Source organism: Helicobacter bilis (genome assembly GCF_900198365.1).
GTDB lineage: Bacteria > Campylobacterota > Campylobacteria > Campylobacterales > Helicobacteraceae > Helicobacter_A > Helicobacter_A bilis_B.
Genome location: NZ_FZMS01000045.1, coordinates 1 through 12,974, shown reverse-complemented (window position 1 = coordinate 12,974; position 12,974 = coordinate 1). Strand labels below are relative to the sequence as shown.

General features: G+C 35.3%; 15 protein-coding genes. 5 read left to right on the top strand and 10 right to left on the bottom strand.

Features of this window, described 5'->3' with window-relative positions:
• The 7 genes from C6H08_RS06830 to C6H08_RS06800 form a co-directional block, all read right to left on the bottom strand.
• Window positions 1-377, bottom strand: a 377-nt coding sequence (locus C6H08_RS06830) for a glycosyltransferase family 2 protein (RefSeq protein ID WP_158656828.1), incomplete at its 3' end; no start/stop codon positions are given.
• A 61-nt stretch (window positions 378-438) separates the two neighbouring features.
• Window positions 439-1,407: an NAD(P)H-dependent glycerol-3-phosphate dehydrogenase gene (locus tag C6H08_RS06825; RefSeq protein ID WP_034566018.1), complete on the bottom strand. Its 969-nt coding sequence runs from the start codon at window positions 1,405-1,407 to the stop codon at window positions 439-441.
• A 27-nt stretch (window positions 1,408-1,434) separates the two neighbouring features.
• On the bottom strand, window positions 1,435-1,797 hold the full coding sequence (locus C6H08_RS06820; protein WP_034580105.1) for a hypothetical protein: 363 nt from the start codon (window positions 1,795-1,797) through the stop codon (window positions 1,435-1,437).
• Window positions 1,798-1,807: 10 nt separating this feature from the next.
• Window positions 1,808-2,242 (bottom strand): Dps family protein, encoded by a 435-nt coding sequence (locus C6H08_RS06815; RefSeq protein WP_034565761.1) that lies wholly within the window; start codon window positions 2,240-2,242, stop codon window positions 1,808-1,810.
• Between the two features lie 55 nt (window positions 2,243-2,297).
• Window positions 2,298-3,512: a 1-deoxy-D-xylulose-5-phosphate reductoisomerase gene (gene dxr / locus C6H08_RS06810; protein WP_034580104.1), complete on the bottom strand. Its 1,215-nt coding sequence runs from the start codon at window positions 3,510-3,512 to the stop codon at window positions 2,298-2,300.
• 146 nt (window positions 3,513-3,658) lie between these two features.
• Window positions 3,659-4,705 carry a type I restriction endonuclease gene (locus C6H08_RS06805; RefSeq protein WP_034580103.1) on the bottom strand — a complete coding sequence of 349 codons (1,047 nt, stop codon included), beginning with the start codon at window positions 4,703-4,705 and terminating at the stop codon, window positions 3,659-3,661.
• Between the two features lie 234 nt (window positions 4,706-4,939).
• A complete protein-coding gene (locus tag C6H08_RS06800; protein ID WP_004084572.1) occupies window positions 4,940-6,232 on the bottom strand; it encodes a citrate synthase in 1,293 nt (430 codons plus the stop codon).
• 343 nt (window positions 6,233-6,575) lie between these two features.
• On the opposite strand from C6H08_RS06800, the gene rplM reads away from it, so the two are divergent.
• Both rplM and rpsI read left to right on the top strand, forming a co-directional pair.
• Complete coding sequence (gene rplM, locus C6H08_RS06795; RefSeq protein ID WP_004084569.1) at window positions 6,576-7,010, top strand: 50S ribosomal protein L13; 435 nt, start codon at window positions 6,576-6,578, stop codon at window positions 7,008-7,010.
• 12 nt (window positions 7,011-7,022) lie between these two features.
• Window positions 7,023-7,415, top strand: a complete 393-nt coding sequence (rpsI, locus tag C6H08_RS06790; RefSeq protein ID WP_034565756.1) for a 30S ribosomal protein S9 — start codon at window positions 7,023-7,025, stop codon at window positions 7,413-7,415.
• A 308-nt stretch (window positions 7,416-7,723) separates the two neighbouring features.
• Here rpsI and C6H08_RS06785 read toward each other — a convergent pair whose 3' ends face one another.
• Window positions 7,724-7,966 (bottom strand): NifU family protein, encoded by a 243-nt coding sequence (locus C6H08_RS06785; protein WP_034565754.1) that lies wholly within the window; start codon window positions 7,964-7,966, stop codon window positions 7,724-7,726.
• A gap of 22 nt (window positions 7,967-7,988) precedes the next feature.
• The gene (locus tag C6H08_RS06780; RefSeq protein WP_034565752.1) at window positions 7,989-8,900 is read right to left on the bottom strand and encodes a PDC sensor domain-containing protein; all 912 of its coding nucleotides are present in this window, start codon (window positions 8,898-8,900) and stop codon (window positions 7,989-7,991) included.
• A 109-nt stretch (window positions 8,901-9,009) separates the two neighbouring features.
• Here C6H08_RS06780 and C6H08_RS06775 point away from each other — a divergent pair, with 109 nt between their 5' ends.
• From C6H08_RS06775 to C6H08_RS06765, 3 genes are all read left to right on the top strand, one after another.
• Entirely contained in the window at window positions 9,010-9,777 is a 768-nt protein-coding gene (locus C6H08_RS06775; RefSeq protein ID WP_034565750.1) for an MFS transporter, read from the top strand.
• Window positions 9,778-10,064: 287 nt separating this feature from the next.
• A complete protein-coding gene (locus tag C6H08_RS06770; RefSeq protein WP_034580102.1) occupies window positions 10,065-11,180 on the top strand; it encodes an alanine dehydrogenase in 1,116 nt (371 codons plus the stop codon).
• A gap of 10 nt (window positions 11,181-11,190) precedes the next feature.
• Entirely contained in the window at window positions 11,191-11,631 is a 441-nt protein-coding gene (locus C6H08_RS06765; RefSeq protein ID WP_052093029.1) for a DMT family transporter, read from the top strand.
• Between the two features lie 94 nt (window positions 11,632-11,725).
• Here the strand turns inward: C6H08_RS06765 and C6H08_RS06760 are convergent, their stop codons facing one another.
• Window positions 11,726-12,775: a D-alanine--D-alanine ligase gene (locus tag C6H08_RS06760; protein WP_034565746.1), complete on the bottom strand. Its 1,050-nt coding sequence runs from the start codon at window positions 12,773-12,775 to the stop codon at window positions 11,726-11,728.
• Window positions 12,776-12,974 lie beyond the last annotated feature (199 nt).

Here is a 12,974-nt window from a genome sequence, read left to right as displayed (position 1 = left end):
ACTTTATCTTTATATTGAAGCATGGAATCTATTGTATATGTTGTGCTAGATTCTAAATTTATACTAGAATCTAGTTTTGCTTCATACTTTTCACTAAACCATGCAATACCTACATTTCTAGCGCTAGATAGCCCACCATTCTCTTTATCTATAAGTATAAATCTAGAATCTTTTGCTACATATTCTTTTGCTATATTTAGACTTTCATTATTATCTGTGCTGCCATCATTGACTAAAACAATGCTTAGATTTTTATATGTTTGATTTATTACGGAATCTAGACATTCTCTCAAGTATGGTGCTACATTATAGATCGGTATTACAACGCCTACTTTTTTGTTTTGTGGAGATTGTGTTGTGGTAGTGTTATGTTGCATGGTGGTTTCCTTTTTTGTGTTGTTTATTCTGAAAGGTTTATATCCCTAATATACGACCATATTATTTCAGCTTATTCGCAAGTAAATTTTTTAATCCAACTTGCACGGCACCACCTTCTAAAATGGCTTGGACTTCAAAGGCTATGGGTGTGTAGAGATTGTGCTTTTTGCTGATTTGCACGATTGATTTTGCACTATATACGCCCTCTGCTACTTCGCCTAATTCATTTAGAATCTCTTCTAGTGATTTATTGCTAGCAAGTCCAAAACCTACGCGATAGTTTCTTGACATTGTAGAATTTGAGGTAAGAAATAAATCCCCGCTACCAGATAATCCCAAAAAAGTTTCTTGTTTTGCACCAAAAAACGCGCCAAAACGCGCCATCTCAACAAGCCCACGAGAAAGCAGTGATGCCTTAGCATTATTCCCAAGCCCTAGTCCATCGCAAATCCCACCAGCAATGGCAATAACATTTTTATATGCCCCTGCGATTTCAGCACCTATAACATCATTTTGCACATAGGTTTTAATGAAATCAGGGAAGCATTGTGCGTATCTTTTGCTTAAAGATTCATTGCTTGAGTGTATCACTAACGCACAAGGAAGCCCTTTCATCACTTCTTTAGCAAAGCTAGGTCCAGCAAGATAGCACATAGAATCTGCCTTAAAATACTGCTCTAAAATCTCATTGACAAAAGCCCCACTACCTTGCTCTATCCCCTTACTTGCTACAAGGATTTGCATATCATTACGCACAGATTCCAAAAAATTTGCCTTTTGCATAAACTCTCGTAAAAAAGCACTTGCAATGGCGATCACACAAAGTGGATTCCTAGAATTTTTATAGTGTGTTATAAAGTCATCATAGCTAAGTTGATAAGGGGTATTAGAATCTTGTATAATATCACTGCCATATTGTGTGAGATTTAGCTTTCGCCTTGATAATACAAAAACACGATTTTTTTGACTAAACGCATGAGCTAGGGCAAGTCCCCAAGCACCGCCACCAAATACAAATATATCCTGCATTATATGAATCTCTCCCACACTACTTGATTATTTGGTCCCTAACTCTAGCATTAAATGCTTGTTGTTTATAATCTCTATTTCTCTTTTTAATCGCATTCTTTCTTCATATAATAGCTCTTTTTCAGCATTTAGCCTTGCAATTTCTCGACTTGTGTAATAAATATTATTAGAAATAAAAATCTTTGGGATAAAAATAGCCATAATGACAGATAGAATGAAAAATGCTATAAGAAGATTAAATCTCCCTATACCCTCCCTTTTTTCATCAAAGGTTACAAGCTCTTCCTTCTCATCATTTGATATACGCATATCAAGATCGGTCGCTTCTAAGGTATCCTCTATGATACCTTGCTGCATTATGGAATCTTGCTTGTTAATGGAGTAAGGCACACAAGCCTACCTATGCAAGTTGTGTGTTAAGCATCCAAATTGCTTTTTCTAAATGTGCTACTTGTGAATCTGCAAGTCCTTGTGTAGTCGTATCATTCTCTTTTGCTGCCACTTCTGAAAGTTTTTTAAAGTTTTTTAAGAAATATTTGTAATCTTCTAAAATGGATTCTAATACATCTTTTGACTTAAAGCTAGTTTTGCTTTCTTCTTTGATCTTTGCTTTATCAAGCACTTCTTTTAGCGTTACATACGGAGTGTCGCCAAGCTGTATGATTCTCTCTGCTAAAGCATCAAAGATTTCTGCGAATTGATTATAAATCTCTTCTGTTGCCGCATGGACTTGTGGAAAATCTTTGCCTTTTACATTCCAGTGGTAATTGTGAGTTTTTGTAAAGAAAACTAATGAATCTGCCTGAAGTTGCTTTAAAGTCTTTATCTGTTCCATGAAACACCTCTCAAAATAAAATAATATTGAGAGTTTAGCATATCTTTAAGGACTTTTATCTTTGTTTCAAGTTTTTTATAAAAAATTCCGCTAAAGCCCTTGCCTCTTGTCTAAAAGCAAGGATAGATTCTAAAGTGTTTGGGATCTTTGTATCTTTCATTTTCTCTAATACCTGCATACTTACTTCTGCTAGTGCGTAAAAGGGAAGTTTTTCTTGCAGGAAATATTGCTGGACTAATTCATTACTAGCATTTAGGGCTATGCCTAAATGTGGCTTTTCTAGTAAAAGCGTTTTATACGCCCATAATGGATAGCGATCTGTCTGTATTTTTTGAAAATTTATTTCTACAAAGTCATTTATGCTAAGTGGCGTTATGCAAAAACTATTTTGTGCCTTAAATCTATCCATGCCATAAGCAAGGGGCAAACACATATCTGCATAACTTACACTAGCATTTAATGAATTATCACTAGATTCTATAAAAGCATGCACAAGGGAACTTCTCTCAATAAAAGCATGAATGTTTTTTGTATCAAAAAGCCAATAAGCCTCTAAAATCTCATAAAGCTTATTTACAAGTGTTGCTGAATCTATTGTGATTTTTTGCCCCATACTCCATGTTGGATGTTTCAACACATCGCTTAGTGTAGCGTATGGAATCTTTTCTAGTGGAAAATCTCTTAAAGCCCCACCAGAAGCGGTAATATAGAGATTCTTAAAAGCTTTATAATGCGTAATATTTGATTTATTTTTAGAATCTAAAATTGCTAGTAAAGACCACAAACTAAAATGTTCGCTATCAATGGGAAAAATATGCTCTAGCATGTAGTTTCTTATGTTAGATTCTGTATGCTTAGAATCTTTAGTAGATTCTAAGTTTTGCATGATATTTTGCTTTATCAAATGTCCTGCAACCACTAAGGATTCCTTATTGGCAAGGATAAGTTCTTTTTGTAATGCAATAGTCTTGAGACTAAAGCTAAGACCAGCATAGCCTACCACCGCATTTAGAATCTTTTGTGATTTACATATTTCAAGCATTTTACAAATGCCCTCTTCACCAACAAAAACCATGCTATTTTGTGGTTGTAACATATTAAGCTTTTTTTCATCAGCGATAGCTACAAACTTTGGCTTACACTCTCTAATCTGCTCATTAAACAATGCGATATTACTACCGCACGCAAGGGCTTCAATCTCTATGTTAAATTGCTTTGCAACTTTTTGTGCGTTTATACCTATGCTACCAGTGCTACCTAATATAACCACGACATGCCTTTTTGCGAATTTTGCAATACAAAATTAAAGCAAAAAATGAAATATTGTATTTTAAACAAGATGATAGAAGTATCATATAATTTTATGCCAGTTTCCATATAGAATCATATTCTTTTACGACAACTGCTCGTTTGTTTTTAGTGTAAAGCTGCCAAAATCTCCTGTTTGTATCGATAAATATCACTAATATTTTCTAAATCTATACGCTTATCTTTTTCAGTTGTAGGGATAGTAATGTATTTTTTGCTACCATTAAACCATAGCCGACAAAACCATTTTCTTAAATTGTTATCCGCTAAGATTCCAAAATAACTAAAGGTATCTTTATATGTAATTCTCTCAATATCAAAATTCTTACATTCCGCAAAAAATGACTTGACAATGTAGAATCCCTGCAATTCTTCTTCTGTGGTAACAATAAGTTCCTCTTCATTAGTATTTACTTCTGCTTCATCTTGTTTTTCGTCTTTTGAAAGAGAATTCTTAACGGCTAGGATTTTCTCGTTTGCCAAATCATTAATAATTTCATACAAAGCTTTTTTAGTATAGTTTCTATATTCATTAATAATGCTTTCTGTCATGCGTCTTGATGTTATTTTCGTTGCAAAAAACTTCACAAAATCATCATCTGGATTTTCTACTTGATTCCTGAAAATTTCCTGAATTTGTTTGTGGCTTTTTGCAATACTTGCAAATTGCACGATTGAATCTATATCAAGTTGTTCTTTGGTAAATTTTTCAAGTTCTTTCAAGTCTCGTTGTTTAATATTTTCTAGATGAAAAATCATAAAAGGGTATTGATCCATAATGTTATCATTATCCAAATCAGAAAAAAAGCGATATTCTGTGCCATTTGTCAAAATCGCAAATTTTGCATCAGACACAACATTAAAATAACGCGCTAGCTGATTATTATGATTATTTAAATTTTCACTATGATTTTTTACTTCAATAAGCACAAGTGGTTTGCCATCTTTCAATATAGCATAATCAACTTTTTCCCCCTTTTTTGTTCCAATATCTGCAACAAATTCCGGCACAACCACATGATTATCAAACACATCATACCCAAGTGCACTAAGAAAAGGTAATACAAAGCTATGCTTTGTGGCTTCCTCTGTTTTAATGTTGTCCTTTTGTGTTTTTACACGCTGTGCCAACTCAAAAATTTTATCTTCTAACATGATAATACCCCTACTTATCCTAAAAAATTGCTTTCTCATTATTGTAGCAAAATATTTCTATATTTTTATAACAATGTTTGAGATTTGTTTATTATTTTGTGTGTATGTTTAGGAATAATTTGCTGTTGTTTAATACCATAGGATATCTTACAGGCATAAAACTACGCATAACAATGCGGTGCAATTTTATGTCAAATTCCAACTATTTTGGACAATAGGCAGTCGGATTCTAAACTATTTCCCCAAATAAACTTGTCGTGGGCGTGTGATTCTTACCGATGGATTTTTTACATGCTCTATCAAGTTAGCACACCAGCCGGGCATTCTACCTAAAACAAATATAGGTGTGAAAAGCTCTGTTGGAATCTTTAAGGCAGTGAGAATAATACCGCTATAAAAATCCACATTTGGATAGAGTTTTCTCTCAATAAAGTATGAATCACTTAACGCTACTTCTTCCACTTTTTCTGCGATTTCACTCAAACGCATATCCATTTTGATACCGCGTTTATTTAAATCATCTTTCAAGGCTTTTAGAGTTTTTGCCCTTGGGTCATAGTTCTTATACACACGATGTCCAAAGCCCATAAGTCTAAATGGGTCGTTTTTATCTTTCACTCTAGCGACATATTTATCTACATTTTTAACATCGCCGATTTCACGCAGCTGTTGTAAAACTGCCTCATTTGCACCGCCGTGTGCTGGTCCCCAAAGTGCTGCAATGCCTGAAGAGATTGCTGCATAAGGATGCACGCCTGTTGAAGCGACATTTCGCACCGTTGTGGTGGAAGCGTTTTGTCCATGTTCTGCATGTAGTGTTAGAATCTTATCAAGGGCTTCAATCTCTACTGCATCAATGCCTTCTTCACCCTTTAGCGTATTTTTGAATCTGCCATGCGGATAACCCCGCAACATGTATAAAAAGTTTTCTACATAGCTTTTTGATACATCTGGCTCAATGAAAGGCGCACCAACGCTATGGCGATAGCAAAATGCTACCATTGTAGCCGTTTTTGCGATGATTCTTCTTGCCATCATTTGATAATCATCTTCATCGTCCATTTCTTTATGGTCATAATACAGCGTTGCCAAAACGCTTACGAGTGCTGATAGCGTGGCCATAGGGTGTGCTTTATCTGGGAAAGCAGCAAAGACAGATTTTAGTCGCTCATGTAAAAATCCCCTATGCCTTAGCTCAAGATCAAAAGCTTGTGATTCTTCCTTATTTTTTGGCAAACCATCTTCAGTGATAAGCAAACGGCATACATCTGTAAAGCTATATTTTGCTACTAAATCTTGGATAGGAATGCCCTTATAAAGCAGTGCCCCCTCTTTACCATCAACATAGCTAATAGTAGATTCACACCCTGCTGTGCTGCCATATCCGGGATCATAAGAGAAAATCCCTGCAGTCTCGTAGAGTTTGCTAAAATTAATCGCCTTTGGTCCCCTTGTGCAATTGATCAAATCAAAGTCAAAGCTTTCATTTGTCTCATTGTTTGTGAGTGTTACTGTATTCTTACCCATATTAATCCTTTCTGTAAATAAAGCTTATATAGTCTAGCAATGCCCCATTTGTGCAACAAAGATTCTATAAAGCCGCACAATAACACCCCTAGATTGATTGCATTGTATCTTTTTTTCAAGCATTTTTCTAGCACATTGTATATTATCGATACTGCAAATATATACATGTTACAAAACTGCATACTATTGTCATAATTGGCTTATATATTCAAAGCAAACAAATCTTTAAGTAGATACACTTGGGACTTTAAATATTAAATTTAACTTAAATTAAGCTATATTTAAGTAAATACTGATTAGAATTCTGTTTTTAAAAATATTTTACATGTTTTAAAGGCAAATTATGGAACTCACTAAAACACCAAAGCAGGGGGAAATCCAAAGAGATTGGATTGTCCTTGATGCAAAAGGCAAGGTATTTGGTAGATTAATCGCTGAAGCAGCGACACTACTAAGAGGCAAACATAAGGCAAGTTATACACCGCATTTAGATTGCGGTGATTTTGTTGTTATTATCAATGCAAAAGAAGTGCAGTTTAATGGCACAAATAAGCTTGATGATAAGAAATACTTCACACATTCAGGCTATTTTGGTAGCACAAAGTCAAAGACTTTAGCAGAAATGCTTGAGAAGCAACCAGAAAAGTTGTATAGACTTGCAGTAAGAGGTATGCTACCAAAAACAAGACTTGGTCGTGCTATGATTAAAAAGCTAAAAGTGTATTCAAGTGCTACACATCCACACACAGCTCAAGTGGCTGATTCTAAAAAAGCATAATAAAGGAATGTAATGAGTAAGGTTTATGCAACAGGAAAAAGAAAAACTGCGATTGCAAAAGTATGGTTAAGCAGTGGGACAGGCAAACTTACAATCAATGATATAGGATTAGATGAGTGGCTTGGCGGACATGATTCTATCAAAATGAAAGTTATGCAGCCGCTTGTGCTTACAAAGCAGGATAAATCAGTAGATATTCGTGCGATTACACTTGGTGGTGGCTACTCCGCACAAGCTGAAGCTTTGCGTAGCGGTATCGCAAAGGCGTTAAATAACTTTGATAGAGATGCGTTCCGCAAAGAGCTTAAAAGTGCTGGATTGCTTACACGCGATGCAAGAGTTGTAGAGCGTAAAAAATATGGTAAGCGTAAAGCTAGAAGAAGCCCACAATTCTCAAAAAGATAAGATTCTTTTATATTTTCTCCATTTTTCTGCTACGAGCTGTATATATGGATCGCAAAGATTCGGTATTACAGCTTGTTCCTTTCTTTGAAAATCTGTTTAATTAATATTTTTGTTCTGCCTAGAATCTTTAAGGGTAATAGTTAATTGTTTTTTTTTACATTGGGTTTTGCTTGATTTTATTTTTAAAAGCAATTTGCTTGCATTTGTATTGTTTAAACAGAAAAGGAATCTGAATTCCGTTTTGCTGTTTGTCTTTTTACCCTGTAGGCCCACAACTCACACAAAGTGAAAGAATACATGACTTCATCTCAAACTTCACTCACTTTAATATCTGGGTGGATATCTCTTTGCAGAGTAGCTAAGATCGCATTATGTAAAGTCGCATTTTTACTAGGACAACCACTACATGCACCATAAAAACGCACAAAGACACAAGCATCTTTTATCTCTACAATCTCAATATCACCGCCATCTTTTAGCAGTATAGGACGCACACTATTTATACTTTGTCGCACGGGGGCTAAAAGCTCGGTATCACTAAATGGGAACATATCTATCCTTGTATTAAATCTATCAATCTTTGTTTTGTTGAGCAGCAAATGAGAGCTTTACATATATGGCTAATGCGATAAGAAGTATCGCTACACCTAAGATAAGCCATACTGCATATATGAGCTTTTCTGGTGAATCAATGCTAAATTTAAACACAAGCATTAAGGCTTCAATCGCTAAGGCTACGATGATAGAGCCTAGAAATCGTATCATTGTCCTATGGACTGTGTAGGTTTTCTGCCTTGTGTTTTTTCCTAATACTTCCTCTTCAAAAATAGCTTTTACTAAGTCAAATATAGCAAGGGCTAGGGTTAGGAGTATGGTGGATTCAAAAATATCTTCTACTTTAAAATCGCTAAATTGTAATAAGTCTTCTGACCATAGCTTCACTATACCCTTTACAATCAAAATGATTGAAACAAAGGCAAGTGAAACAGAGCATAAAAAATACATAGCAATGCTAAAGTTAGAGAAGATTCCAAAAAATAGGCTAGGTGAGCTAATCTTTATCGCATCACGCAAATGAATGTCAATGCAGACAACAAAAAGCAACTCATGGGATTCATTATACACGGGATAAGCAGCCGTTACGACAAGATCGCCATCAATCCTTGATGGATAGGGGTTTGTGATGATACATCGTCTCTCTTCTATGGCTTCATAGAAATAGGCACGATTAGAAAAGTTTTTATTTTCATTTGGCAATGCACCATTTGGTTGTAAAACATCACTTAGCTGTGTGCCGTTTTTATCTAAAATATACATAGAATCAAAGACTTTTATTTCATCTTTAATGCGTGTGAGCCCTTCTAATACATTGTCAAAGCTTGGATTTGGCATAAAGTTTTTAATGTTTTGTGTAAAAAGATAAACCATGTATGCGCGCACTTCATAACGCACTTTTGAATAGGTTACAATATCGCGTGAAAGCATTGTTTTCCTTACTGAATTGGATTCTGTTTGTGTGGTATTCTAGCATAAAAGCAAATATTTTTATGAAATCACGCTTTTTTACTATAATTACAACAAATAAGGAGTGATAATGCAAAGCAAAAAGTTAAAGGGTGTGATTTTATCAAATGGCTTTATTAAAGCAGATAATGGCGAAATATACGAATTATCCCTTACACACATTAATAATCTTTATGATATACAAGGCTATTCATTAATCAACAGGCAAGTTATTTTTGATATACATAATGACATAGCTTGTAATATTGATATAGAGATAACACCACAAAACAATCAACACACAACCACAGAATCTATATCAACAAATACAAGCCAAATACATGTAGAATCTACACCAAAGGGTTATATTATCCCGCTTGAAAATATCACACTTTTTAAACGCAGAGTAAAAATCATGCTAGTTTGTAACTTTATATTGTCTATACTTGTAATACCACTTTTTATCGCAGCGTATATGCAGTTTTTACTCACAAAACAAATCGCCATGCAGGCACAAAGTAAGACACTTATGTTTTATTTTTTTATGTCATCTGGTAGTATGTATTTTATTACATTATTAGCGTTATTTTCTGGAATCTTTGGTATTGAGATGAGTGGGGAACTCTTCTTTGGCTTTATAGGGCTTTCGACAATTAGTATATTTATAGGCATGATTCTATACTTAAGGCTTTTAGGCAAGATTACAGGGGAAAAGCTCTTTATGAGTGCATTTTATATTGTGCTATGTGCGGGATTAGTCGGTCGCTTTGTGTTGCCACTTGGGATTATATGTCTCATACTTGCACCGATATTTTATAGCATAGCATGGCTTAGAATTAAAACAATCCGTGTGGGGTAAAATCTATTTTATTTTAAGTCTAGAATTCCATGTTGATTTAGGTTCGGGCAATGTAGTTTCAGATTCTACACAAATGCACCCTAAAAGCTTTTTGTACTTTTAAAAAGTGAGGGATATATTACTGCTGATAAAAACACAATTAGCACACGATACCGCAAGGACAAATCTCACAATGTTACACAACACAAAGATAACCACACTAACACATTTTACGCATTATTGCGATATAATGACACTTTTATAACAATTAGCCTTTTATGAATATAAGAAAATATAAGGGAGAAATAATGTTTATTGGCATTCCAAAAGAGATTATGAATCACGAGCATAGAGTGGGGCTTGTGCCAAGTGATGTGGCATTATTACAACAATCAAGCACAAATCATGTCATTTATGTAGAAGATGGCTTAGGTAGCAGCATAGGCTATACAAATAAGGATTATGAGAGAGCGGGGGCAAAGATTGTCTCAAGTGCTAAGAAAATATGGGAAGATTCTGAACTGATTGTAAAATGTAAAGAGCCTATTGAATCTGAGTTTAAATATCTGCGAAATGATATGATTCTATATAGCTTCCTTGATCTTGCTTACTCCAAAGAGCTTGCGAGTGCGTTGGTAGAATCTAGAGTTACTTCAATATGTGGTGAGACGATAGCCGGACCAAAGGGTAATTATCCTGTATTAGCGGCGATGAGTGAAGTAACAGGCAAGTTTGCCGCACAGCATGCTGCGACATTGCTTGCTACAAACTATGGCGGTCGGGGTGTGCTTATTGGCGGTTGTGCTGGTGTAGCCCCTGCGAAAGCGGTGGTTGTCGGTGGCGGTGCGGTAGGCATGAACGCAGCACGGATACTAGTAGGCATGGGTGCTGATGTAAGTGTGCTTGACATTGATACGCAAAAGATAGCAAACCACCCACTTGCACTAGAGAATAGAATCAAGGTGCTATACGCAAATGAAGATTCTATAACACAGGCATTAAGCGGAGCAGACATACTCATCGGTGCGGTTTTAGTAACTGCAACTGCAACGCCAAAGGTTATCACAAGAGAGCATTTAAGACTTATGAATAAAGGTGGTGTTGTGCTAGATGTGTCTGTGGATCTTGGCGGATGTATCGAGACTTCAAGGCAAACAACACATGATAATCCAACCTATATTGAAGAAGGTTTAATCCACTATGGTGTGCCAAATATACCCGGCGTGATTGCACGCACTTCAAGTATCACTTACTCTTATGAGTCTTTGCCTTATGTGCAATGTATCGCAAATAAAGGCTGGAGAGAAATGCTAAAAATGCCCGGTGCAATCGGTGGCTTAAATGCTTATGATGGTAAAATCGCCTTAGAATCTGTGGCAAAAAGCTTTTCACTGCCCCACATTGACACAAAAAGTGTGCTGTAAGGGGGATAATATGCAGAATGCAATAAAAGATTCTAAAGAGACAAATGCAGGGCAAACTCGCACACTCGCATGGACTTTTTTGATTATTGCGATTTTGCTTGAAGTTGGTGGTGTGGCTATGCTAAATGCTATCCCTTTATGGCTTGAGCCTTTTAGCAGTGATGGTGTTGTAGATATTGCTTCTGTGGAAGTAGCCCCGCCAATGATAGCAAAGGCTGTTATGCTAAGCATGATTGCGGCTTCATATTACTGCATGTCTCTTGCTTTGCGTAAAATCGCCTTAGGCGTGGCGTATTCTGTATGGGAGATTGTAGGTATGATTGGAATCTTATTTATATCTTTTCTCTTTTCCCCACCAAATCTCACAATAAAAGAATATATAGGCATAGCAGTTGGCTTTGTGGGTATTATATGCGTTATTTTGGGGGAAGAACATCAAGAGCAACATTAAGGAAGATTTTTATATATTAACTAAAGCTGAAACTAAATTTTGTGCATGATGCAACAGATTCTAAAGTTTTGGCGCATTTAGAATCTAAATTAGATTACTTCCCTTTTGCGCTTTGGATTTGATTAATATATTGATAGTTTATATTAATGGCATGTTTTCTTGGCAGGGAAGTGGCGATCTTTTCTAGCACGGATTCAAAATCAGAGAAAAGATAGTTTGCCATACTACCAGGGATTGGATTAATCTCGTTTAGATAGATTTTATCACTCGATACGAAAAAATCACATCGTATAAGCGCACCCTCAAATGTTGTATTATAGATTTTTTTGAATGCTTCATGCAAGTTTTTTGTTAAAGATTCTGTAATTTCTGCATTTTTAATCTCTTCAGTCCTAGAAAAATCTAAATATTTATCCTCAAATCCTAATAAATCTTTTTTCACGGGTTCTTCAATAAGCGATAAGATAAATTCTCCATTTACCTTTGCTCCAGCCAAATTATACTCTTTTATCCCCTTTTTAAACGGCTCAATAATGACTTCATTGCTAAACTCAAACGCACAATCAAGCCCATAAGAAAGCTTTGTTTGATCTTCAACTACATATACGCCAATAGAGCTACCAAGACATGTAGGTTTAATGATATAGGGCAGTTCAAATGGAATCTCACAGACTTCATTTCGCTTTAGCACATAGTAGGGAAGTGTTTCAACACCGCATTCTTTTGCATAAAGCTTTGTTAATCTCTTGTTATAGCTTAATGTGCTAGCTTCAAGTCGTGGTCCAATGTAGGCGATTTTATAAAAGTCAAATAAGCCAGATAATACACCATCTTCGCCATCACCGCCGTGTATGAGATTAAGCAGTAAGCCTGTATTTAGCATTTTTTTCTTGCCTAAAAAGCCGGTTTGATAGAATCCACCCGCACCGATCTCAATCTTTTTAGCTTGTTTATAGGATAGGCTGCTGAAATATTTTGACTTCATATTGCTAGATTCTATAAGGTAGAAATCATGATTAGAATCAAGAAAAATAAAATGTGTGATTTTAATGTTTTTACCAAGTTTTTGTGCCATAGTAATAGCACTTACAATGCTTATCTCATGCTCATAACTTATACCGCCAAAAATAATGCTAAGATTCAAATTTATTCCTTTGTTAAAAGTTTTTGTAATTTTACACTATTTTATGTTGAATTTAAAAGTAACGCTTTATAAAATAGCTTGAAATTTATATGAGTTATTATATAGATTTATGCACATGTAAGGGTCTTATAACACAAGACTATAATATATAAGTCATCATAAAACAACGATTTTAGAATCTTGATTAAAGATCTAGCAC

Excerpts from the sequence above, each read along its gene's own strand:
- C6H08_RS06825 (WP_034566018.1), bottom strand. The coding sequence starts at position 1,407 with ATGCAGGATATATTTGTATTTGGTGGCGGTGCTTGGGGACTTGCCCTA.
- C6H08_RS06815 (WP_034565761.1), bottom strand. The coding sequence starts at position 2,242 with ATGGAACAGATAAAGACTTTAAAGCAACTTCAGGCAGATTCATTAGTT.
- C6H08_RS06805 (WP_034580103.1), bottom strand. The coding sequence starts at position 4,705 with ATGTTAGAAGATAAAATTTTTGAGTTGGCACAGCGTGTAAAAACACAA.
- C6H08_RS06800 (WP_004084572.1), bottom strand. The coding sequence starts at position 6,232 with ATGGGTAAGAATACAGTAACACTCACAAACAATGAGACAAATGAAAGC.
- rplM (WP_004084569.1), top strand. The coding sequence starts at position 6,576 with ATGGAACTCACTAAAACACCAAAGCAGGGGGAAATCCAAAGAGATTGG.
- rpsI (WP_034565756.1), top strand. The coding sequence starts at position 7,023 with ATGAGTAAGGTTTATGCAACAGGAAAAAGAAAAACTGCGATTGCAAAA.
- C6H08_RS06785 (WP_034565754.1), bottom strand. The coding sequence starts at position 7,966 with ATGTTCCCATTTAGTGATACCGAGCTTTTAGCCCCCGTGCGACAAAGT.
- C6H08_RS06780 (WP_034565752.1), bottom strand. The coding sequence starts at position 8,900 with ATGCTTTCACGCGATATTGTAACCTATTCAAAAGTGCGTTATGAAGTG.
- C6H08_RS06775 (WP_034565750.1), top strand. The coding sequence starts at position 9,010 with ATGCAAAGCAAAAAGTTAAAGGGTGTGATTTTATCAAATGGCTTTATT.
- C6H08_RS06770 (WP_034580102.1), top strand. The coding sequence starts at position 10,065 with ATGTTTATTGGCATTCCAAAAGAGATTATGAATCACGAGCATAGAGTG.
- C6H08_RS06765 (WP_052093029.1), top strand. The coding sequence starts at position 11,191 with ATGCAGAATGCAATAAAAGATTCTAAAGAGACAAATGCAGGGCAAACT.